General features: G+C 58.6%; 18 protein-coding genes. 15 read left to right on the forward strand and 3 right to left on the reverse strand.

Features of this window, described 5'->3' with window-relative positions:
• The first annotated feature begins 83 nt into the window (after positions 1–83).
• From HKK55_RS22680 to HKK55_RS22730, 11 genes are all read left to right on the forward strand, one after another.
• A complete protein-coding gene (locus HKK55_RS22680) occupies positions 84–2,885 on the forward strand; it encodes an LPS-assembly protein LptD (protein ID WP_169356654.1) in 2,802 nt (933 codons plus the stop codon).
• On the forward strand, positions 2,860–4,200 hold the full coding sequence (locus HKK55_RS22685; RefSeq protein ID WP_169356655.1) for a peptidylprolyl isomerase: 1,341 nt from the start codon (positions 2,860–2,862) through the stop codon (positions 4,198–4,200). The genes HKK55_RS22680 and HKK55_RS22685 overlap by 26 nt, the downstream gene beginning before the upstream one ends.
• Positions 4,197–5,186 carry a 4-hydroxythreonine-4-phosphate dehydrogenase PdxA gene (gene pdxA / locus HKK55_RS22690; RefSeq protein WP_169356656.1) on the forward strand — a complete coding sequence of 330 codons (990 nt, stop codon included), beginning with the start codon at positions 4,197–4,199 and terminating at the stop codon, positions 5,184–5,186. Before HKK55_RS22685 ends, pdxA begins: the two co-directional genes overlap by 4 nt.
• Positions 5,183–5,995 carry a 16S rRNA (adenine(1518)-N(6)/adenine(1519)-N(6))-dimethyltransferase RsmA gene (gene rsmA, locus HKK55_RS22695; protein WP_169356657.1) on the forward strand — a complete coding sequence of 271 codons (813 nt, stop codon included), beginning with the start codon at positions 5,183–5,185 and terminating at the stop codon, positions 5,993–5,995. The genes pdxA and rsmA overlap by 4 nt, the downstream gene beginning before the upstream one ends.
• Before the next feature lie 106 nt (positions 5,996–6,101).
• Positions 6,102–6,482: a Co2+/Mg2+ efflux protein ApaG gene (apaG, locus tag HKK55_RS22700; RefSeq protein ID WP_169356658.1), complete on the forward strand. Its 381-nt coding sequence runs from the start codon at positions 6,102–6,104 to the stop codon at positions 6,480–6,482.
• Entirely contained in the window at positions 6,482–7,333 is an 852-nt protein-coding gene (locus tag HKK55_RS22705) for a symmetrical bis(5'-nucleosyl)-tetraphosphatase (protein ID WP_169356659.1), read from the forward strand. The genes apaG and HKK55_RS22705 overlap by 1 nt, the downstream gene beginning before the upstream one ends.
• A gap of 33 nt (positions 7,334–7,366) precedes the next feature.
• Positions 7,367–7,696, forward strand: coding sequence for a thiosulfate sulfurtransferase GlpE (glpE, locus tag HKK55_RS22710; protein ID WP_169356660.1), 330 nt, complete (start codon positions 7,367–7,369; stop codon positions 7,694–7,696).
• 285 nt (positions 7,697–7,981) lie between these two features.
• Positions 7,982–9,904 (forward strand): PrkA family serine protein kinase, encoded by a 1,923-nt coding sequence (locus HKK55_RS22715; RefSeq protein WP_169356661.1) that lies wholly within the window; start codon positions 7,982–7,984, stop codon positions 9,902–9,904.
• Between the two features lie 137 nt (positions 9,905–10,041).
• Complete coding sequence (locus HKK55_RS22720; protein WP_169356662.1) at positions 10,042–11,313, forward strand: YeaH/YhbH family protein; 1,272 nt, start codon at positions 10,042–10,044, stop codon at positions 11,311–11,313.
• On the forward strand, positions 11,310–12,872 hold the full coding sequence (locus HKK55_RS22725; RefSeq protein ID WP_169356663.1) for a SpoVR family protein: 1,563 nt from the start codon (positions 11,310–11,312) through the stop codon (positions 12,870–12,872). The genes HKK55_RS22720 and HKK55_RS22725 overlap by 4 nt, the downstream gene beginning before the upstream one ends.
• A 63-nt stretch (positions 12,873–12,935) precedes the next feature.
• Positions 12,936–14,165 carry a multifunctional CCA addition/repair protein gene (locus HKK55_RS22730; RefSeq protein WP_169356664.1) on the forward strand — a complete coding sequence of 410 codons (1,230 nt, stop codon included), beginning with the start codon at positions 12,936–12,938 and terminating at the stop codon, positions 14,163–14,165.
• Positions 14,166–14,174: 9 nt separating this feature from the next.
• Here the strand turns inward: HKK55_RS22730 and folK are convergent, their stop codons facing one another.
• Together folK and folB are read right to left on the reverse strand one after the other, a co-directional pair.
• Entirely contained in the window at positions 14,175–14,693 is a 519-nt protein-coding gene (gene folK / locus HKK55_RS22735) for a 2-amino-4-hydroxy-6-hydroxymethyldihydropteridine diphosphokinase (RefSeq protein WP_169356665.1), read from the reverse strand.
• Complete coding sequence (gene folB / locus HKK55_RS22740) at positions 14,684–15,037, reverse strand: dihydroneopterin aldolase (protein WP_003211007.1); 354 nt, start codon at positions 15,035–15,037, stop codon at positions 14,684–14,686. Before folB ends, folK begins: the two co-directional genes overlap by 10 nt.
• A gap of 74 nt (positions 15,038–15,111) precedes the next feature.
• Here folB and plsY point away from each other — a divergent pair, with 74 nt between their 5' ends.
• Complete coding sequence (gene plsY / locus HKK55_RS22745; RefSeq protein ID WP_169356666.1) at positions 15,112–15,681, forward strand: glycerol-3-phosphate 1-O-acyltransferase PlsY; 570 nt, start codon at positions 15,112–15,114, stop codon at positions 15,679–15,681.
• A 33-nt stretch (positions 15,682–15,714) separates the two neighbouring features.
• Here plsY and tsaD read toward each other — a convergent pair whose 3' ends face one another.
• Positions 15,715–16,740 carry a tRNA (adenosine(37)-N6)-threonylcarbamoyltransferase complex transferase subunit TsaD gene (gene tsaD / locus HKK55_RS22750; RefSeq protein WP_169356667.1) on the reverse strand — a complete coding sequence of 342 codons (1,026 nt, stop codon included), beginning with the start codon at positions 16,738–16,740 and terminating at the stop codon, positions 15,715–15,717.
• A 202-nt stretch (positions 16,741–16,942) separates the two neighbouring features.
• Between tsaD and rpsU the strand changes: the two genes are divergently transcribed.
• The 3 genes from rpsU to rpoD all read left to right on the forward strand — a co-directional run bounded on the left by rpsU (position 16,943) and on the right by rpoD (position 21,497).
• The gene (gene rpsU / locus HKK55_RS22755) at positions 16,943–17,158 is read left to right on the forward strand and encodes a 30S ribosomal protein S21 (RefSeq protein ID WP_002551877.1); all 216 of its coding nucleotides are present in this window, start codon (positions 16,943–16,945) and stop codon (positions 17,156–17,158) included.
• Between the two features lie 459 nt (positions 17,159–17,617).
• On the forward strand, positions 17,618–19,579 hold the full coding sequence (dnaG, locus tag HKK55_RS22760) for a DNA primase (protein ID WP_169356668.1): 1,962 nt from the start codon (positions 17,618–17,620) through the stop codon (positions 19,577–19,579).
• Between the two features lie 67 nt (positions 19,580–19,646).
• The gene (gene rpoD / locus HKK55_RS22765) at positions 19,647–21,497 is read left to right on the forward strand and encodes an RNA polymerase sigma factor RpoD (RefSeq protein WP_169356669.1); all 1,851 of its coding nucleotides are present in this window, start codon (positions 19,647–19,649) and stop codon (positions 21,495–21,497) included.
• The last annotated feature ends 79 nt before the right edge of the window (positions 21,498–21,576 follow it).

Raw genomic sequence — 21,576 nt, forward strand, 5'->3', positions numbered from 1 at the left:
TATCACGCATCTTTTTCAGACCATCGAGAGGCGTGCGGCCCACACCGCGGGCAGATGGCACGCAGGAAGCCCGGACTAATAAGATGGCATTGAAATCCCCCGCGTTTCGTAGAAAATTTCCGTTGCTGGTAACCGGCAGTCTGCTGGCCCTGCAACCCTTCGCCACTTCATTCGTGGTCGCCGCGGAACAGTATGACTGCTCAGTCTCTGCTTCGGGTGCCTGGGATTGCGCGCCGAAAACCGCCGCTGTCCCATTGCCACCGCGTCCGGTGCATGACGGCAGCGCCGTCAGCTCGGCCAACGGCACGCCGCAAGGCGAGGCTGCTGGTGCCGACGCCGTACCGCAGAACAAGCTGGTCACCGAAGCCAAGGGCCGTGGCCTGCGTTCGCGCAGCGCCGACTACAGCCACTTGGACTGGGTCCCCCGCGACAAGCTCACCGCTGCGCAACTGGCCGAAACCGGTCCGTATTGCTCCGGCGCGTACATCGAGCCGATTCGTCCTGGCATGAACGACAAGACGAACAAGAGCGATGCGCCGACCTTCATCGGCGCCAAGGCCTCTCGTTACGAGCAGGAACAACAGGTCGCAACCCTGGCCGGTGACGTTGTCATGCGCCAGGGCAGCATGCAGGTCGAGGCCGACGAGGCCAGCCTGTACCAGGCCGAGAACCGTGGCGAGCTGAACGGCAATGTCCGTCTGCGCGACAACGGCGCTCTGTTGGTGGGCGATCACGCCGAAGTCCAACTGGACACCGGCGCGGCCAAGGTCGACAACGCCGAGTATGTGATGCACAAGTCGCGTATCCGCGGTAACGCGCTGTACGCCAAGCGTGCCGAGAACGCGATCATCCGTCTCAAGGACGGTACGTACACCACCTGTGAGCCGAACAGTAACGCCTGGCAGCTCAAAGGCAACAACATCACGCTGAACCCGGCCACTGGTTTCGGTACGGCCACCAACGTGACGTTGCGGGTCAAGGACATTCCGATCCTTTACACGCCGTATATCTACTTCCCGATCGACAATCGTCGCCAATCCGGCTTCCTGCCGCCGAGCTTCGCCTCGGGTGGTGAGTCTGGCTTTACGCTGACCACGCCGTACTACTTCAACCTGGCGCCGAACTACGATGCCACGTTGTACCCGCAATACATGACCAAACGCGGCATGTTGATGGAAGGCGAATTCCGCTACCTCACCAAGTCGAGCGAAGGTCAGTTTGGTGGGGCGTATCTTAACGATGATAGCGACGAGCGTAGTAAGCAGACCGACGCCGAAAAGTCCCGGTACATGCTCAACTGGCAGCATAAGGGTGGGTTGGATTCGCGTGTACTGACTCAGGTTGACTACACCAAGATCAGTGATCCGTACTACTTCCAGGATCTGAAAAGCAACCAGATAGGTATTCAGACCCAGGACTTTGTCAACCAACAAGGTTCCGTTACCTATCGGGGTGACAGCTACCAGGCTCGATTGAATCTGCAAGCGTACCAACTGGCGACGGTTTCCCAGATCACACCGTACGACCGACTGCCGCAGATCACCTTCAATGGTGCACTGCCGTATCATCCGGGTGGGCTGGACTTTGCCTATGAAACCGAAGCGGTCAGGTTTGAGCGAGATCTTAAGACTGGTAACTACGTTAATGAGGATGGCGGCCCCATCAACCCAGATGGCACTGTAGGCACACCTCGTCTGGACAGGAACGTTGCGGGTTTGACCCGTGCCAACGGTACGCGCTTGAATGTAGCTCCTAGCGTCTCTCTGCCGATGAATTGGACTTATGGCTTCATCACTCCGAAGCTTAAGTATGTCTACACCAAATATGATCTCGACCTTGACGGAACCGGCAAAGAGCAAATGGTTGCTGCTGGCCAGACATTCAAAAGCTCTCAGGATCGTTCAATCCCAATTGCCAGCGTAGACAGCGGCCTCTACTTCGACCGCAACACCCAATGGTTCGGTGACAACTACCGCCAAACCCTGGAACCTCGCCTGTTCTACCTCTATGTTCCCGAGAAAGATCAGTCCGACATTCCGGTATTCGATACCAGCGAAAATACCTTCAGCTACGCATCGCTCTTCCGCGATAACCGCTTCAGCGGCTCCGACCGCATCGGAGACGAAAATAAACTGTCCCTGGGCGTAACCAGCCGCTGGATTCAGGAGAACGGTTTCGAACGTCAACGGGCCAGCATCGGTCAGGCCCTGTACTTCAAGGACCGCGAAGTTCAGTTGCCAGGCATCCTGGCCGCCGACCGCGCAGATGCGCAGTCGAACGTCTCGCCAATCGCCCTGGAGTACGAGTTCCGCTTCAACCGCGACTGGCGCGCCACCGCTGACTACAACTGGGACACCGACAGCCACAGCGTACGATCCGGCAGTGCGATGTTCCACTATCAGCCGGAAGACGATAAAAACAAGGTCATCAACGTTGGCTATCGCTATCGTAATGACCAAGTGGTCTACAACCAACTGACCGGTAAATGGCAATTTGGCGGCGATTACAGCGTTCCATCAGATACCGCGAACTACGTGAAGGATTACTACAAAATCCAGCAACACGACTTCTCGATGATGTGGCCAATCGTTCCGCAGTGGAACCTGATCACCCGCTGGCAGTATGACTATGCACGCAACCGTACCCTGGAAGCCTTCGGTGGTTTCGAGTACGACAACTGCTGCTGGAAACTGCGCGTGATCAACCGTTATTGGGTCTCCAACGACGAATACAGCCAGATCGCCCCGCTGAACGAAAAAGGCGACCACGGGCTCTTCCTCCAAATTGTCCTGAAGGGACTCGGTGGCCTGACTGGCGCCAAGGTAGAGAGCTTCCTCGACAAAGGCATTGAAGGTTATCGTGAACGTGAAGACCAAGCTTTCTGATTGTCTGCGCCCGCTAGTGCTGGGCGCGCTGTTCCTGGGCACCGTATCGGCACACGCTGCGGTTCAACAGCTGGATAAGGTCGTGGCCATTGTCGATAACGACGTGATCATGCAGAGCCAACTGGACCAACGGGTCAAGGAAGTTCAACAAACCATCGCCAAGCGTGGCGGTGGCGTACCGCCTACCAGCGTCTTGGACCAGCAAGTTCTGGAGCGCCTGATCGTCGAAAACCTGCAACTGCAGATCGGCGATCGCTCCGGTATCCGCATCTCTGACGAAGAGCTGAACCAGGCTGTCGGCACCATCGCTCAACGCAACAACATGAGCATTGATCAATTCCGTGCTGCCCTGGCTCATGACGGTCTGTCGTTTGAAGACGCCCGTGACCAGATCCGCCGCGAAATGATCATCAGCCGTGTGCGTCAGCGCCGTGTCGCCGAGCGGGTTCAGGTGTCCGAACAGGAAGTGAAGAACTTCCTGGCCTCAGACTTGGGCAAGATGCAGCTCTCCGAAGAACTGCACCTGGCCAACATCCTGATCCCGACGCCGGACAGCGCCAACGCTGACCAGCTCAACGCGGCAGCGGCAAAAACCCAGGCTATCTATGATCGCCTCAAGTCCGGTGCTGACTTTGCTCAGATGGCGATTGCCCAATCCGGCAGCGACAACGCCCTCGAAGGCGGTGACATGGGCTGGCGTAAAGCCGCTCAATTACCACCACCGTTCGACCGTGAGTTGAGCGCCATGGAAGTCGGCGGCATCACCCAGCCAGCTCGCACCCCAGGCGGTTTCATCATCCTCAAGTTGCTGGGCAAACGCGGCGGTGAGACGTCGATGAAGGACGAAGTTCATGTTCGTCACATTCTGGTCAAACCAAGCGAAATCCGTACCGAAGCGCAAACCAAGGAACTGGCCCAGAAGATCTATGACCGCATCGAAAGCGGTGAAGACTTCGCCATCCTGGCCAAAAGCTTCTCGGAAGACCCAGGTTCTGCCCTTAATGGCGGTGACCTGAACTGGATCGACCCTAAAGCCTTGGTGCCCGAGTTCCAGCAAGTGATGGCCGATACCCCGCAAGGCGTACTGTCCAAGCCGTTCAAGACTCAATACGGCTGGCATGTCCTGGAAGTCCTTGGCCGTCGCGCCACCGACAACACCAGCCAGGCCCGCGAGCAACAAGCGCTGACCGTACTGCGTAACCGCAAATACGACGAAGAGCTGCAAACCTGGCTGCGTCAGATCCGTGACGAAGCCTACGTTGAAAACAAGCTTCCTGGCGCCGAGCAAACAGGCACCGACCAGGCAGCTCAGTGAAACCCCAGCGTTTCGCGTTAACACCCGGCGAGCCGGCCGGTATTGGTCCTGACCTGTGCCTGCTACTCGCCTCGCAACCTCAGCCACACCCCCTGATTGCCATTACCAGCCGCGACCTGCTCCTTGAGCGGGCCGCGCAGCTGGGCGTGGCTGTCAACCTGCTGTCGGTGACACCCGGCAACTGGCCAGACCTTCCCGCCCCGGCCAACAGCTTGTATGTGTGGGACACCCCGCTCCAGGCCAAGGTCGTGGCCGGGCAACTAAACAAGGCCAATGCGGCCTTTGTCCTGGAAACCCTGACCCGCGCCGGCCTTGGCTGTATCGACGGCGATTTCGCCGGGATGATCACCGCACCCGTGCACAAGGGTGTAATCAACGAATCAGGTATCGCCTTTTCCGGCCATACCGAGTTTCTCGCCGAGCTGACCCACACCGAACAGGTCGTGATGATGCTGGCAACCGGTGGCTTACGCGTGGCTCTGGTGACCACTCACCTGCCCCTGCGCGAGATTGCCGACGCAATCACCCCCGAGCGCCTGGAGCGTGTAACACGCATCCTGCACGCCGACCTGCAACAGAAATTCGGCATCGCCCAACCGCGCATCCTGGTTTGTGGCCTCAACCCACATGCTGGCGAAGGCGGCCACTTGGGCCATGAAGAAATCGACATCATCGAACCGACATTAGAGCGTCTGCGCCAAGAAGGCATGGACCTGCGTGGCCCACTGCCTGCCGACACTCTGTTTACCCCCAAATATCTAGAGCACTGCGACGCAGTGCTGGCGATGTACCATGACCAAGGGCTGCCCGTGCTGAAATACAAAGGCTTCGGCGCCGCAGTCAACGTGACACTGGGCCTGCCGATCATCCGCACCTCCGTCGACCATGGCACCGCCTTGGACCTGGCAGGCAGCGGCAAGATCGATACCGGCAGCCTGCACGTGGCCCTGGAAACCGCCTATCAGATGGCCGAGACCCGCATATGACTGAGCATTACCAACACCGAGCGCGCAAGCGTTTCGGGCAAAACTTCCTGCACGACGCTGGCGTGATCGACCGCATCCTGCGCTCCATCCATGCCAAGCCCGAAGACCGTCTGCTGGAAATCGGCCCGGGCCAGGGCGCGCTGACCCAAGGCCTGCTCAACAGCGGCGGGCAATTGGACGTGGTTGAACTGGACAAGGACCTGATCCCGATCCTCAACCAGCAGTTCGCCGGCATGCCCAACTTCAACCTGCATCAAGGCGATGCGCTGAAGTTCGACTTCACCAGCCTGAATGCCGCACCCAACAGCCTGCGCGTGGTCGGCAACCTGCCGTACAACATCTCCACACCGCTGATTTTTCACCTCCTGAATAACGCCAGCATCATCCGCGACATGCACTTCATGCTGCAAAAGGAAGTGGTTGAGCGTCTGGCAGCTGGCCCTGGCGGTGGTGACTGGGGTCGTCTGTCGATCATGGTTCAGTACCATTGCCGGGTTGAGCATCTGTTCAACGTCGGGCCTGGCGCGTTCAATCCGCCGCCAAAGGTCGACTCGGCCATCGTGCGCCTGGTGCCTCACGCGGTCCTGCCGCACCCGGCCAAGGATCACAAGCTGCTGGAACGCGTGGTACGTGAAGCGTTCAACCAGCGCCGCAAGACCCTGCGCAACACCCTCAAGGCGTTGCTCAGCAACGCTGAAATCGAAGCCGCCGGCGTCGATGGCAGTTTGCGCCCCGAGCAACTGGACCTGGCGGCGTTCGTGCGCCTGGCCGATCAGCTTGCCATTCAGCCTGCACCCGTCGCCGAATAATCCGGAGCCGGGCACAGCCAGACACCATGTCTGGCCTAGTGCCCGCCACTTGGCCTAGACTGACCGGCATCCGCTGTCCCCCGCTTTTGCTTTTAAGGCCTCTTGCATGTCCGATCCTCGCTATCAGATCGACGTCAGCGTCGTCACCCGCTTCCTGGCGGAACAATCGCAGCCCGACCAGAACCGTTTTGCCTTTGCCTACACAGTAACGGTGAAGAACAACGGTTCAGTGCCGGCCAAGTTGCTGTCACGTCACTGGGTCATCACCGACGGTGACGGCCATGTAGAAGAAGTACGCGGCGCCGGCGTCATTGGCCAGCAGCCACTGATTGATACCGGTGCAAGCCATACCTACAGCAGCGGTACGGTGATGACTTCCAAGGTCGGCACCATGCAAGGCACTTATCAGATGAAAGCTACAGACGGCCAGCTCTTCGACGCCATCATTGCCCCCTTCCGCCTCGCGGTTCCCGGAGCCCTGCACTGATGGCGACCTACGCTGTTGGCGACCTGCAAGGCTGCCTGGAGCCGCTCAAGTGCCTGCTTGAACGCGTGGCCTTTGACCCGACGAAGGATCGCCTGTGGCTGGTGGGCGACTTGGTCAACCGCGGCCCGCAATCCCTTGAGACTCTGCGCTTCCTTTATGGCATGCGTGATTCGCTGGTCTGCGTGCTGGGCAACCATGACCTGCACCTGCTGGCCGCCGGCAATAACATCGAGCGTCTGAAAAAAGGCGATACCCTGCGGGAAATCCTCGAGGCACCGGATCGAGCCGAGTTGCTGGACTGGTTGCGCCGGCAAAAAATCATGCATTACGACGAGAGCCGCAACATCGCCTTGGTGCATGCCGGCATTCCACCCCAGTGGACGCTGAAAAAAGCACTCAAATGCGCGAATGAAGTCGAAGCTGTCCTGGCCGATGACAACCTGTTCACGACCTACCTTGACGGCATGTACGGCAACGAGCCGGTGAAGTGGGACAACGAGCTCACTGGCATCGCACGCCTGCGGGTCATCACCAACTACTTTACCCGCATGCGTTTTTGCACCACCGAAGGCAAACTCGACCTCAAGAGCAAGGAAGGCGCCGATGCCGCGCTACCCGGCTACAAGCCCTGGTTCAGCCACAAGGACCGCAAGACCCGTGACACGAAGATCATCTTCGGCCACTGGGCTGCCCTTGAAGGCAAATGCGACGAGCCCGGCGTATTCGCCCTCGATACCGGCTGCGTCTGGGGCGGCACCATGACCCTGATGAACATCGACACCGGCGAGCGCCTGAGCTGCCAGTGCGACACCCCCATTTGCGAACCACTGCAGGCCACGGCAAAGCGCTAGACCGCGCCGTCCTGAAGGCCCAAGGAGCCCACCATGAGCGAATTCAAACGTATCCCTCCCGAACAAGCCCAAGCCCTGCGCGAACAAGGCGCTGTGGTTGTCGACATCCGCGACCAGCCGACCTACATCGCCGGCCATATCAGTGGCGCCCAGCATCTGGATAACCACAACATCGCCGATTTCATCCGCGTTGCCGACCTCGATGCGCCAGTGATCGTGGCCTGCTACCACGGCAACTCCAGCCAAAGTGCAGCAGCGTATCTGGTCAGCCAGGGCTTCTCCGACGTCTATAGCCTGGACGGCGGCTTCGAGCTGTGGCGTACGACTTATCCGGCAGAAATCTCCGAAGGCAAATCGGAATAATTTTTTTCACACCCCGCTATCCCGCGTGATGCTTGGGCTAGCGCCGTTTCTGACGAACGGTGCGCCCAAACAAATTACGTATCGCACCTTGAACTCCCGGATTCCGAACTATCCTTAAGCCCAGGCCATCCAAAACAGGGGAGAGCCGGTACACCGGCGTGCGGGTCATCGGTAACGTTTCAGGGTGTTCTGGGGGGAAAACAGCCGTTGGTGTCCACCAATGACTGCCAGCATCGACTGATTGATCCTGCGTCGACTCCACGTATCGAGCGAGGTGACGACGTCATGAGTATCTTTAGCCACTTCCAACAACGCTTCGAGTCCACCCGCCAGGAAGAACTCACGCTTGCTGAGTACCTCGATCTGTGCAAAAAGGACCGCAGCGCCTACGCGTCTGCCGCCGAGCGCCTGCTACTTGCGATTGGTGAGCCGGAGCTTGTGGACACCGCAGCCAATTCGCGCTTGTCGCGCATCTTTTCCAACAAGGTGATCCGCCGCTATCCGGCCTTTGAAGACTTCCACGGAATGGAAGAATGCATTGACCAGATCGTCTCCTACTTCCGCCACGCTGCCCAAGGCCTGGAAGAGAAGAAACAGATCCTTTACCTGCTCGGCCCCGTCGGCGGTGGTAAATCGTCCCTGGCCGAAAAACTCAAACAACTGATCGAGAAGGTGCCCTTCTACGCCATCAAGGGCTCACCGGTCTTCGAATCACCTTTGGGGCTGTTCAACGCCACGGAAGATGGCGCGATCCTCGAAGAAGACTTCGGCATCCCAAGACGCTACCTCAACACCATCATGTCGCCGTGGGCTACCAAGCGCCTGGCAGAGTTCGGCGGCGATATCAGCCAGTTCCGCGTGGTGAAACTCTATCCGTCGATCCTCAACCAGATCGCCGTGGCCAAGACCGAACCCGGTGACGAGAACAACCAGGACATCTCGGCGCTGGTGGGTAAGGTCGATATCCGCAAACTGGAAGAATTCCCACAGAACGACGCCGATGCCTACAGCTACTCGGGCGCACTGTGCCGCGCGAACCAGGGCCTGATGGAGTTTGTCGAGATGTTCAAGGCACCAATAAAGGTGCTGCACCCACTGCTGACCGCCACCCAGGAAGGTAACTACAACAGCACCGAAGGCTTGGGGGCGATTCCGTTTACCGGGATCCTGCTGGCTCACTCCAACGAATCTGAATGGCACACCTTCCGCAACAACAAGAACAACGAAGCGTTCATCGACCGGATCTACATCGTCAAGGTGCCGTACTGCCTGCGAGTCAGCGATGAAATCAAGATTTACGACAAACTGCTGTTCAACAGCTCGCTGGCCAAGGCCCACTGCGCGCCTGACACCTTGAAAATGCTCGCCCAGTTCACCGTCCTATCGCGCCTCAAGGAGCCGGAAAACTCCAACATCTACTCGAAAATGCGCGTGTATGACGGGGAAAACCTTAAGGACACCGATCCCAAGGCCAAGTCGATCCAGGAATACCGCGACACGGCGGGTGTCGATGAGGGCATGAACGGCCTGTCGACGCGCTTTGCCTTCAAGATCCTCTCCAAAGTCTTCAACTTCGACCCCCACGAAATCGCGGCCAACCCGGTGCACCTGCTGTACGTGCTCGAACAGCAGATCGAACAGGAGCAGTTCCAGGCCGAAACCCGCGAGCGCTACCTGCGCTTCCTCAAGGAATACCTGGCGCCGCGCTATATCGAGTTCATCGGCAAGGAAATCCAGACCGCCTACCTGGAGTCCTACAGCGAATACGGCCAGAACATCTTCGACCGCTACGTGCTGTACGCCGACTTCTGGATTCAGGACCAGGAATACCGCGACCCGGAAACCGGCGAAATCCTCAACCGCGTGGCCCTCAACGAGGAACTGGAAAAAATCGAAAAACCCGCAGGCATCAGTAATCCGAAGGATTTCCGCAACGAAATCGTCAACTTCGTGCTGCGCGCCCGGGCCAACAACAACGGCAAGAACCCCACCTGGCTCAGCTACGAGAAGCTGCGGGTGGTTATCGAGAAGAAAATGTTCTCCAACACCGAGGATCTGCTGCCGGTCATCAGCTTCAACGCCAAGGCCAGTAAGGAGGACCAGCAAAAACACAACGACTTCGTCACCCGAATGGTCGAGCGTGGCTACACAGACAAACAGGTACGGTTGCTCTCCGAGTGGTACCTGCGGGTCCGCAAATCGCAGTAAGGCAGCGACGAGCGCAAGGCTACCCGCTTGCGGTGCGCCCACGGGCGCACCCGGAGGCCGGCAAACTGACCGCTTGTCTTTAAGCTTCCAGCTTGCGGCTTGAAGCTTGTAACTTGAAGCTGCCCGGAGGGCTCCCTATGAGCTATGTGATCGACCGACGTCTCAATGGCAAGAACAAGAGCACGGTAAACCGCCAGCGTTTCCTGCGGCGTTACCGTGACCACATCAAAAAGGCCGTCGAAGAGGCCGTCAGTCGCCGCTCCATCACTGACATGGAGCATGGCGAACAGATCAGCATTCCCGGACGCGACATCGATGAGCCAGTGTTGCACCACGGTCGCGGCGGTAAACAGACCGTCGTTCATCCGGGAAACAAGGAATTCACCACCGGCGAACATATCCAGCGCCCTCAAGGCGGCGCTGGCGGTAAAGGACCAGGCAAGGCCGGTAACTCCGGCGAAGGCATGGATGAGTTCGTCTTCCAGATCACCCAGGAAGAATTCCTCGAATTCATGTTCGAGGACCTGGAGCTGCCCAACCTGGTCAAGCGCAATCTGACCGGCACCGACACCTTCAAGACCGTGCGCGCCGGGATCAGCAACGAAGGCAACCCGTCACGGATCAACATCATCCGCACCCTGCGCTCGGCCCATGCCCGGCGCATCGCCCTGTCTGGCAGCAGCCGTGCCAAGCTGAGGGAGGCGAAAGAGGAGTTGGAACGGTTAAAACGCGAAGAACCAGACAACTTCGGCGATATCCAGGAAACCGAGGCGGAAATAGCCAAGCTCAGTGCACGGATTCATCGCGTCCCGTTCCTCGACACCTTCGACTTGAAATACAACCTGCTGGTCAAGCAACCCAACCCGAGCTCCAAGGCGGTAATGTTCTGCCTGATGGACGTTTCCGGCTCCATGACCCAGGCCACCAAGGACATCGCCAAGCGCTTCTTCATCCTGCTGTACCTGTTTCTCAAGCGTAACTACGACAAGATTGACGTGGTCTTCATCCGCCACCACACCAGCGCCCGGGAAGTCGACGAAGAGGAGTTTTTTTACTCACGGGAAACTGGCGGCACCATTGTTTCCAGCGCTTTGAAATTGATGCAAGAGATCATGGCCGAACGTTATCCGGCCAACGAATGGAACATCTACGCCGCCCAGGCCTCCGACGGTGACAACTGGAACGACGACTCGCCCATCTGCCGCGACATCCTGATCAACCAGATCATGCCCTTCGTGCAGTACTACACTTATGTGGAGATTACCCCCCGCGAGCACCAGGCCCTGTGGTTCGAATACGAGCGTATCAGCGAAGCATTCGCTGACACCTTCGCCCAGCAACAACTGGTCTCGGCCGGCGATATCTATCCGGTCTTCCGTGAACTCTTCCAGCGCAGGTTAGTGACATGACCGCCAAAGAGCATAAGCGCCAACCCATTTCCACGGGGTCCGAATGGACCTTCGAACTGATCCAGGCCTATGACCGGGAAATCAGCCGTATCGCGGCCGGTTATGCCTTGGACACCTACCCCAACCAGATCGAAGTGATCACCGCCGAACAGATGATGGACGCCTATGCGTCCGTGGGCATGCCCCTGGGCTATCACCACTGGTCCTACGGCAAACACTTCCTTAGCACTGAAAAGTCCTACACCCGTGGACAGATGGGCCTGGCCTACGAAATCGTCATCAACTCAGACCCGTGCATCGCCTACCTGATGGAAGAAAACACCATCTGCATGCAGGCGCTGGTGGTGGCCCATGCATGCTATGGGCATAACAGCTTTTTCAAGGGTAACTACCTGTTCCGCACCTGGACGGATGCCAGCTCGATCATTGATTACCTGGTGTTCGCCAAGCAGTACATCATGCAATGCGAGGAGCGCCACGGGATCGACGCTGTGGAAGACCTGCTGGACTCCTGCCACGCCCTGATGAACTACGGAGTCGATCGCTACAAGCGCCCTTACCCTATCTCCGCCGAGGAAGAACGGCTGCGCCAGAAGGATCGCGAAGAACATCTGCAAAAGCAGATCAACGACCTGTGGCGCACCATTCCCAAGCGCGCCGGCAAGAACAGCGATAAGGACAATGCGCGCTTCCCTGTCGAACCCCAGGAAAACATCCTGTACTTCCTCGAAAAACACGCACCACTGCTAGAGCCCTGGCAGCGGGAAATCGTGCGAATCGTGCGCAAGATCGCCCAGTATTTTTACCCACAGCGCCAGACCCAAGTGATGAACGAAGGCTGGGCAACGTTCTGGCACTACACGCTGATGAACGACCTGTACGACGAAGGCCTGGTAACCGACGGCTTCATGATGGAGTTCCTGACGTCCCACACCAGCGTGGTCTTCCAACCCGGATTCGACAGCCCCCATTACAGCGGCATCAATCCTTATGCCCTAGGCTTTGCCATGTATCGGGACATCCGTCGCATGTGCGAACACCCCACCGACGAGGACCGCCACTGGTTCCCGGACATCGCTGGCAGCGACTGGTTGTCGACCATCAAGTTCGCCATGAGCAGCTTCAAGGACGAAAGCTTCATCCTGCAGTATCTGTCACCCCAGGTGATTCGCGACCTCAAGCTGTTCAGCATCATGGATGACGACCTCAAGGACGATCTCCTGGTACCGGCCATTCATGACGAACCGGGCTACCGTACCATCCGCGAAACCCTGGCTGCACAGTACAACCTGGGCAACCGCGAACCCAACGTGCAGATCTACAGCATCGACGTGCGCGGGGATCGCTCTCTGACCTTGCGCCACCAACAACACGACCGCAAACCGCTGGGCGAGTCCACTGACGAGGTCCTCAAGCACCTGCATCGGCTGTGGGGGTTCGATATCCATCTGGAGACGCTGCAAGGCGACCAGATTATGAAAACCCATCATGTGCCGCCCCGTAACGAGCACAGCGATAACGATTACGGCCGCCTGGACCTGGCCGTCGTGCATCTCTGAAACGGCAAAGCCTCCATTGGCGAGGCGCAGGCGTTATCCTGTGCCGCTAATGGAGGTTTTTTCATGCAAATCTACAAAGTCGGTGGTGCGGTGCGTGACCGCCTGCTGGGTATACCCGTTACCGATATCGACCGTGTCGTCGTCGGCGCCACTACTGAAGAAATGCTCGCCCAAGGCTTTAAGCCGGTGGGCTCTGACTTTCCCGTATTCCTGGACCCGAAGAATGGCGACGAGTATGCCCTCGCCCGTACCGAGCGCAAGAGCGGCCGGGGTTACGGTGGCTTTGTCTTTCACGCCAGCCCCGAAGTCACCCTCGAAGAAGACCTGATCCGTCGTGACCTGACCATCAACGCCATGGCCGAAGATGACGACGGCAACTTGACCGACCCGTATCACGGCCAGCGCGACCTGCAAGCTCGCATTCTGCGCCATGTTTCCCCGGCGTTTGCCGAAGATCCCCTCCGAGTCTTACGCGTCGCCCGCTTTGCCGCCCGCTACGCCGGCCTGGGTTTCACTGTGGCGCCCGAGACCCTTGAATTGATGCGCCAACTCAGCAATTGCGGCGAGCTGGAAGCGTTGACGCCGGAACGCAGCTGGAAGGAAATTTCCCGGGCACTGATGGAGGATCAACCTCAGGTGTTTATTCAGGTACTGCGGGACTGCGACGCACTGAAAACCCTAATGCCGGAAGTGGACGCTCTGTTTGGCGTACCGCAACCTGAAGCTCATCACCCTGAGATCGATACCGGAGTCCACACCCTGAGCGTCCTGGAACAGGCCGCGCGCCACGCTCAACCCTTGACCGTGCGCTGGGCTTGCCTGCTTCACGACTTGGGGAAAGGCCTGACGCCTGTGGATAAGTTGCCGCAGCATATTGCCCACGAACATAGAGGCTTGCGGCTGATCAAGGCGGTCAATGAGCGCTTCAAGGTGCCGAGGGATTGCCAGGAACTGGCGCTGCTAGTGGGCGAGTACCACACCCATGGTCATCGGGCGTTGGAGCTGAAGCCCTCGACTTTGCTGGAGTTGCTGCAAAGTTTTGACGTCTATCGTCGTCCGCAGCGCTTTGAAGAATTTGTGGTGGCGTGCGAAATGGACGCTCGCGGCCGCAAAGGCTTTGAGCAGAGAAGTTATCCACAGGCAGATTATTTGCGCGGCGCGGCACTGGCAGCACGAGGCGTTGCCGTTGCACCGTTACTGGAGCAGGGTTTCCAGGGCCCGGAACTGGGCGAGGCGCTCAAGCGCGAACGGCTTAAGGCGTTGAAAGCCTACAAAGAGCAAAGGCCTCTGTAGGCAACACCGCTACAACAGGCTATCAGGCGTCAGTTGCTGCTTTCGCCATTCAAACGCGACTGGCGCCAATACCTGATCGATTTGCGCATCCCGCCACAGCGAGGCGAACGTCTTGCCCACTTCAGAGTGCACGCGATCCGGCGCCATCAGCGACAACGGCCACAGCACAAAGGCGTTTTTCAAGATCTCTGCCCGAGGCAAGATCAGGCCGTCAAAGTTACCCACCAACTCGCCATACAGCAGCACGTCGATATCCAGCGGCAAACCTTTGCGGTCCGGCGCATAGCGACCATTGTCGGCCTCGATGAATTTCAGTCGGCGATCCAACTCCATCAACGGCAAATCGGTATACGCCGATACCACCAGATTGAAGAATGGCCCGCTTTTGATGCCCACCGGCTGGCTTTCGAATACCGCCGAACAGCGCACATCCGTCAAAAATCCCGCCAACGCATCAAGGCCGGCGCGTAAATGGGGCTCGCGCTCGATGTTGCTGCCAAGACCAAGGTAAACCTGAGTTAGCGACATCCGCGCTCGATCTCCACGCCCACGCCCTTGGCAGCCGGGACGGCACCAGGCTTGGTCAGTTTGAGGTGCAGCCAGGGAATCTGGAACTCGCTCATCAGCACTTCAGCCAAGCGCTCGGCAAAGGTTTCCACCAGTTGGAACTGTGCCTGCTCGGCAAACGCCTGGATGCGCGCTGAAACACTGGCGTAATCCAGCGCCAGGGTCAGGTCGTCACCGGCCGCGGCCGGGCGGTTATCCCAGGCGAAGCTCAGATCCAGGCGCAGGCATTGCCGGATGCCGCGCTCCCAGTCGTAGGCCCCGATCACGGTGTCGACTTCCAGGCCTTCGATAAACACTCTGTCCAAGCACTCTTCTCCGCAGCACGACAAGGGCGCAATGCCCCGTTAGAATCAGGGCGTCCTCGCCCGGAATAGTTAGCATGTTTTGGTTACTGGCGACCCTCGCCTACCTGCTCGGCTCTCTGTCCTTCGCCATTTTGCTCAGCCGCCTGACGGGAAATCCCGATCCGCGAATGAGTGGCTCAGGCAATGCTGGCGCCACCAATATGTTGCGCCTGGCCGGCAAGAAGCTCGCCGTACTCACGCTGTTCGGCGACGTCTGCAAAGGCCTGCTGCCAGTGCTGATCGCTGATCTAGCGGGCCTTGCCCTGCAACAACAAGCCTGGATCGGCATCTGCGCGGTCCTCGGCCACCTGTTTCCCCTGTACTTTCGCTTTCGCGGTGGCAAGGGCGTCGCCACGGCGGCCGGCATGCTGCTGGGGATCTATCCCCCTGCGGCCCTGCTGGCCATTGCCGCCTGGCTGCTGACGTTCTACCTGACACGCACCAGCTCCCTGGCCGCCTTGATTGCCACGCCACTTACCTTGCCATTACTGGCCTGGCAGGAATCAGCAGCGCTGGTCCCGATGAGCGTACTCACACTGCTGATCGTCTGGCGCCACCGCGGCAATTTACGCGACCTGTTTGCCGGGCGCGAACGGCATTTTTAAATACACCCCAAGAACCCGGCTCATGTTCACTGATTACAACGGTGACAGCTGCTCCATGGGCCAACGCGCCTGCACGCTGATTGCCAAGCTTTCATGCTGCCCGGCCTGCAGGCGCTGGCAGCCGGCAAAGGCGATCATTGCGCCGTTATCAGTGCAGAATTCTGGACGCGCATAAAACACGTCGCCCTTCATATCGCCGAGCATTTTTTCCAGCGACGCACGCAGCGCCTTGTTGGCGCTGACGCCGCCAGCGATCACCAGGCGCTTCATGCCCGCCTGCTTCAGGGCCCGCTTGCACTTGATGGTCAAAGTCTCCACCACGGCCTGCTGGAACGCCAGCGAGATGTCGCAACGGGCTTGCTCGCTGTCGTCTCCGGCGCTGACGCTCTGCTGCCAGGTGTTGAGGGCGAAGGTTTTCAAACCGCTGAAGCTGAACATCAGGCCGGGTCGATCACACATCGGGCGCGGGAAGAGGTAGCGTCCTGCGACACCCTGCTCAGCCAAACGAGCGATCTCCGGACCGCCCGGATAGTTGAGACCCATCATCTTCGCAGTCTTGTCGAAGGCTTCACCGGCAGCGTCGTCCAGGGTTTCGCCCAAAAGGGTGTATTGACCGATTCCGTCGACCTGAACCAGCTGCGTATGGCCGCCCGAAACCAACAAAGCGACGAACGGGAACTCTGGCGGCTTTTCTTCCAGCATAGGCGCCAGCAAATGGCCTTCCATATGGTGCACACCCAGGGCCGGAATACCCCAGGCAAAAGCCAGCGCCTGAGCGCAAGAGGCCCCAACCAACAGGGCTCCGACCAATCCTGGGCCCGCGGTGTAGGCGATTGCGTCGATCTCGGTCGGCACGCAACCAGCCTCGTCCAACACTTGGCGAATCAATGGCAGCATGCGTTTGACATGGTCACGGCTGGCCAGCTCCGGCACCACGCCGCCATAGGCACGGTGCAAGTCGATCTGGCTGAACAGTGCATCGGCCAACAGCCCGCGTTCACTGTCGTAAAGTGCGACACCGGTTTCGTCGCAAGAGGTTTCTAATCCCAGTACTAGCATGGGTTTGCGCCTTGTAGAGGCTGAATTCGAAGGCGCGCATAATAGTCGCCAGTCCTGCCCCCGACCAGCGGTTTTCGATCAGAGGCTTTGCATTCCGGGCAATGAGGGGTTAACATCCGCAACCCTTAAAAACCGACGACCTCAGCCGCGAATTTTTTGCGACGAGAACGTTGATCCCGGTAATGAAAGAAGGTAGCTCTGGATGCCAGCCGTCAAAGTAAAAGAGAACGAACCCTTCGACGTAGCTCTGCGTCGTTTCAAGCGCTCCTGCGAAAAAGCCGGTGTTCTGGCTGAAGTTCGTAGCCGCGAATTTTACGAGAAGCCAACTTCTGAGCGTAAGCGTAAAGCAGCAGCCGCTGTTAAGCGTCACGCCAAGAAAGTTCAGCGCGAGCAGCGCCGCGCCGTTCGTCTGTACTAATACACAGACGTTCGTAGCAAGCTTCTGCCAAGCCCGGCCCTCAGCCGGGCTGTTGGCATTTGCGGATATCGCTTGATGCTTCACTGTCAAAGCCGCACACGCGACCGAGACAAACTGCTTCACACGTCAGGACTGGCTCTTTTGCCAGCGGTGCACGTCTCTTCTGACGAGCCTAACAAGGCTACTGACGAGCACACTTATTTTTTAAACAGGCGATCAACAGGTCGACTGTGCCCACAGATGAGCTTCCGAGGCCTGCCATTGGCCGAGACCGGACTCCAGGGCGACACTTTCAACTACGTCGAAGACTGATTGGAACTAACGTCAGTGAATGCTCGACAGATACACTTCCTGACAGACCAAGCCGACGATTGATGATCGAGCCGCACGATACGCGCGCCTCGAGTACTTCGACCGCCGCGCGGGGCCCAATTTACGCGCAGTGATGACGAGAACGCCATGGCCGGGCTAATTCCCCAGAGCTTTATTGACGACCTTCTGAACCGCACCGACATCGTCGATGTAGTCAGCTCGCGCCTGCAAATGAAAAAGGCTGGCAAGAATTACACCGCCTGCTGCCCGTTCCATAAAGAAAAAACTCCATCATTCAGCGTCAGCCCCGACAAGCAGTTCTACTACTGTTTCGGCTGTGGCGCGGGTGGTAACGCCCTCGGCTTCATCATGGACCACGACAACCTGGACTTCCCCCAGGCGGTCGAGGAACTGGCGAAAGCCGCCGGCATGGAAATCCCCCGCGAAGAAAGTGGCCGGCCGCACAAACCTCGGCAACCCACTGATTCGCCGCTGTACCCGCTATTGACCGCTGCCGCAGATTTTTACCGCCAGGCGTTGAAGAGTCACCCGCAGCGCAAAGCCGCTATCGATTACCTCAAGGGCCGCGGCCTGACCGGAGAAATCGCCCGCGACTTCGGCCTCGGTTTCGCCCCACCCGGCTGGGACAATCTCTACAAGCACCTGAGCAGCGACACCCTGCAGCAAAAAGCCATGATCGACGCCGGCCTGCTGGTGGAGAACGCCGAGACCGGCAAGCGCTATGACCGCTTCCGTGATCGCGTGATGTTCCCGATCCGTGACAGTCGTGGCCGGATCATCGCCTTTGGCGGCCGGGTGCTGGGGGACGACAAACCCAAATACCTGAACTCGCCGGAAACCCCGGTGTTTCACAAGGGCCAGGAACTTTATGGCCTGTTCGAAGCGCGCAAGAACAACCGCAACCTCGATGAAATCATCGTGGTTGAAGGCTATATGGACGTTATTGCCCTTGCCCAGCAAGGCTTGCGCAACGCGGTGGCCACCCTTGGCACCGCCACCAGCGAAGAGCATTTGAAGCGACTGTTTCGCGTCGTGCCCAACGTATTGTTCTGCTTTGACGGCGATCAGGCTGGCCGTAACGCCGCCTGGCGCGCCCTGGAATCGACGCTTTCGAGCCTGCAGGACGGGCGTCGCGCTCGCTTCCTATTTCTGCCCGAAGGCGAGGACCCGGATACGCTGGTCCGCTCTGAAGGCACCGACGCGTTCCGCGCGCGCATCAATCAGCACGCGCAACCGTTGGCCGATTACTTTTTCCAGCAACTGACCGAAGAGTCCGATCCTCGCTCCCTCGAAGGCAAGGCCCACATGGTCACCCTCGCAGCGCCGCTGATCGACAAGGTTCCGGGCGCGAACCTGCGGACACTGATGCGTCAGCGCCTGCTGGAAATCACGGGGTTGAGTGGCGAGGCCGTCAGCCAGTTGGTACACAGCGCTCCCCAGGAAGCGCCGCCAACCTACGATCCAGGCATCGACTATGACGCCATGCCAGACTATTCCGACCTCCACCAACCGCAGGAGGCTTACACGCCCCAACAGGAGTGGACGCCGAAGAAACCTGGCGCTGGCGGCAAGAAATGGGACAAGAAACCCTGGGATAAAAACGGCAAGCGCGGCGGTGACCGTGACGAACCTCGCGGCCCACGCGTCCCAGCAGCGGTAGAGCCACCCACAATGGCGGCGCTGCGTACTCTTTTGCATCACCCGCAGTTGGCACAGAAAGTTGAAGATGCCGGGCACTTTGCGGCCGAAGACCACACCAACACTCAACTGTTGGTGGCCCTGCTCGAAGCCGTGCAGAAGAATCCTAAGCTAAACTCATTCCAGCTGATTGCCCGCTGGCATGGCACCGAACAGGGCCGCTTGCTCAAGGCATTGGCGGAAAAGGAGTGGCTGATTGATGGCGACAACCTTGAACAACAGTTTTTCGACACCATTACTAGCTTGTCAGCTCGTCAACGCGAGCGAAATTTGGAACAACTTCTTCGAAAAGCACGTCAGAGCGAATTGACTGCCGAAGAGAAAAATCAACTGCGCGACCTTTTAAGTCGCAATGTTTCCGCATCAAACCCGACCTCAGCTGGCGTGTGAGGTCATAGCTCGGGTATAATCCTCGGCTTGTTTTTTGCCCGCCAAGACCTTCAGTGGATAGGGTGTTATGTCCGGAAAAGCGCAACAGCAGTCTCGTATCAAAGAGTTGATCACCCTTGGTCGTGAGCAGAAGTATCTGACTTACGCAGAGGTCAACGACCACCTGCCTGAGGATATTTCAGATCCTGAGCAGGTGGAAGACATCATCCGCATGATTAACGACATGGGGATCCCCGTACACGAGAGTGCTCCGGATGCGGACGCCCTTATGTTGGCCGACGCCGACACCGACGAGGCAGCCGCTGAAGAAGCAGCCGCCGCGTTGGCTGCGGTAGAAACCGACATCGGTCGCACGACTGACCCTGTGCGCATGTATATGCGCGAAATGGGTACGGTAGAGCTGCTGACACGGGAAGGCGAAATCGAAATCGCCAAACGTATCGAAGAAGGCATCCGTGAAGTGATGGGCGCAATTGCGCACTTCCCAGGCACGGTTGACCATATTCTGTCCGAGTACACTCGCGTCACCACCGAAGGTGGCCGCCTGTCCGACGTCCTGAGCGGTTATATCGACCCGGACGACGGCATTGCGCCGCCTGCTGCTGAAGTTCCGCCACCTGTCGATCCGAAAGCCGCTCCAGCGGCCGACGAGACCGAAGAGGATGACACTGAAGCCAGTAGCGACGACGAAGACGAAGTCGAAAGCGGTCCGGATCCGGTTATCGCGGCACAGCGTTTTGGCGCTGTCTCCGATCAAATGGAACTGACTCGTAAAGCCCTGAAGAAGCATGGTCGCGGCAGCAAGCAGGCAATTGCCGAGTTGCTGGCCCTGGCTGAGCTCTTCATGCCGATCAAACTGGTACCGAAGCAATTCGAAGGCCTGGTTGAGCGGGTTCGTAGCGCCCTTGAGCGTCTGCGTGCACAAGAGCGTGCCATCATGCAGCTCTGTGTCCGTGATGCGCGCATGCCGCGTGCCGACTTTCTGCGCCAGTTCCCGGGCAACGAAGTTGACGAAAGCTGGACCGATGCACTGGCCAAAGGCAAAAGCAAATACGCTGAAGCCATTGGTCGCTTCCAGGCCGACATTGTTCGTTGCCAGCAGAAGCTGACTGCGTTGCAGACCGAAACCGGTCTGACGATTGCCGAGATCAAGGACATCAACCGTCGCATGTCGATCGGCGAGGCCAAGGCCCGCCGCGCGAAGAAAGAGATGGTTGAAGCGAACTTGCGTCTGGTGATCTCCATCGCCAAGAAGTACACCAACCGTGGCCTGCAATTCCTCGATCTGATCCAGGAAGGCAACATCGGCTTGATGAAAGCGGTGGACAAGTTCGAATACCGTCGCGGCTACAAGTTCTCGACTTATGCCACCTGGTGGATCCGTCAGGCGATCACTCGCTCGATCGCCGACCAGGCCCGCACCATCCGTATTCCGGTGCACATGATCGAGACCATCAACAAGCTCAACCGTATTTCCCGGCAGATGTTGCAGGAAATGGGTCGCGAACCGACCCCGGAAGAGCTGGGCGAACGCATGGAAATGCCTGAGGATAAAATCCGCAAGGTATTGAAGATCGCTAAAGAGCCGATCTCCATGGAAACCCCGATCGGTGATGACGAAGACTCCCATCTGGGTGACTTCATCGAAGACTCGACCATGCAGTCGCCAATCGATGTTGCTACCGTTGAGAGCCTTAAAGAAGCGACTCGCGACGTACTGTCCGGCCTCACTGCCCGTGAAGCCAAGGTACTGCGCATGCGCTTCGGCATCGACATGAATACCGACCACACCCTTGAGGAAGTCGGTAAGCAGTTCGACGTGACCCGTGAGCGGATCCGCCAGATCGAAGCCAAGGCGCTGCGCAAGCTGCGCCACCCGACGAGAAGCGAGCATTTGCGCTCCTTCCTCGACGAGTGATCACAAAACCCCCAGGCCAAGGCCTGGGGGTTTTGCTTTGTGCAGATTAAAACCTCCCCGCCCCACCTCCCCCGCAATG

This window comes from Pseudomonas sp. ADAK18, assembly GCF_012935695.1.
In the GTDB taxonomy this organism is placed as follows: Bacteria; Pseudomonadota; Gammaproteobacteria; order Pseudomonadales; family Pseudomonadaceae; genus Aquipseudomonas.

Excerpts from the sequence above, each read along its gene's own strand:
- HKK55_RS22680 (WP_169356654.1), top strand. The coding sequence starts at position 84 with ATGGCATTGAAATCCCCCGCGTTTCGTAGAAAATTTCCGTTGCTGGTA.
- rsmA (WP_169356657.1), top strand. The coding sequence starts at position 5,183 with ATGACTGAGCATTACCAACACCGAGCGCGCAAGCGTTTCGGGCAAAAC.
- apaG (WP_169356658.1), top strand. The coding sequence starts at position 6,102 with ATGTCCGATCCTCGCTATCAGATCGACGTCAGCGTCGTCACCCGCTTC.
- HKK55_RS22705 (WP_169356659.1), top strand. The coding sequence starts at position 6,482 with ATGGCGACCTACGCTGTTGGCGACCTGCAAGGCTGCCTGGAGCCGCTC.
- glpE (WP_169356660.1), top strand. The coding sequence starts at position 7,367 with ATGAGCGAATTCAAACGTATCCCTCCCGAACAAGCCCAAGCCCTGCGC.
- HKK55_RS22715 (WP_169356661.1), top strand. The coding sequence starts at position 7,982 with ATGAGTATCTTTAGCCACTTCCAACAACGCTTCGAGTCCACCCGCCAG.
- HKK55_RS22720 (WP_169356662.1), top strand. The coding sequence starts at position 10,042 with ATGAGCTATGTGATCGACCGACGTCTCAATGGCAAGAACAAGAGCACG.
- HKK55_RS22725 (WP_169356663.1), top strand. The coding sequence starts at position 11,310 with ATGACCGCCAAAGAGCATAAGCGCCAACCCATTTCCACGGGGTCCGAA.
- HKK55_RS22730 (WP_169356664.1), top strand. The coding sequence starts at position 12,936 with ATGCAAATCTACAAAGTCGGTGGTGCGGTGCGTGACCGCCTGCTGGGT.
- folK (WP_169356665.1), bottom strand. The coding sequence starts at position 14,693 with ATGTCGCTAACTCAGGTTTACCTTGGTCTTGGCAGCAACATCGAGCGC.
- plsY (WP_169356666.1), top strand. The coding sequence starts at position 15,112 with ATGTTTTGGTTACTGGCGACCCTCGCCTACCTGCTCGGCTCTCTGTCC.
- tsaD (WP_169356667.1), bottom strand. The coding sequence starts at position 16,740 with ATGCTAGTACTGGGATTAGAAACCTCTTGCGACGAAACCGGTGTCGCA.
- rpsU (WP_002551877.1), top strand. The coding sequence starts at position 16,943 with ATGCCAGCCGTCAAAGTAAAAGAGAACGAACCCTTCGACGTAGCTCTG.
- dnaG (WP_169356668.1), top strand. The coding sequence starts at position 17,618 with ATGGCCGGGCTAATTCCCCAGAGCTTTATTGACGACCTTCTGAACCGC.
- rpoD (WP_169356669.1), top strand. The coding sequence starts at position 19,647 with ATGTCCGGAAAAGCGCAACAGCAGTCTCGTATCAAAGAGTTGATCACC.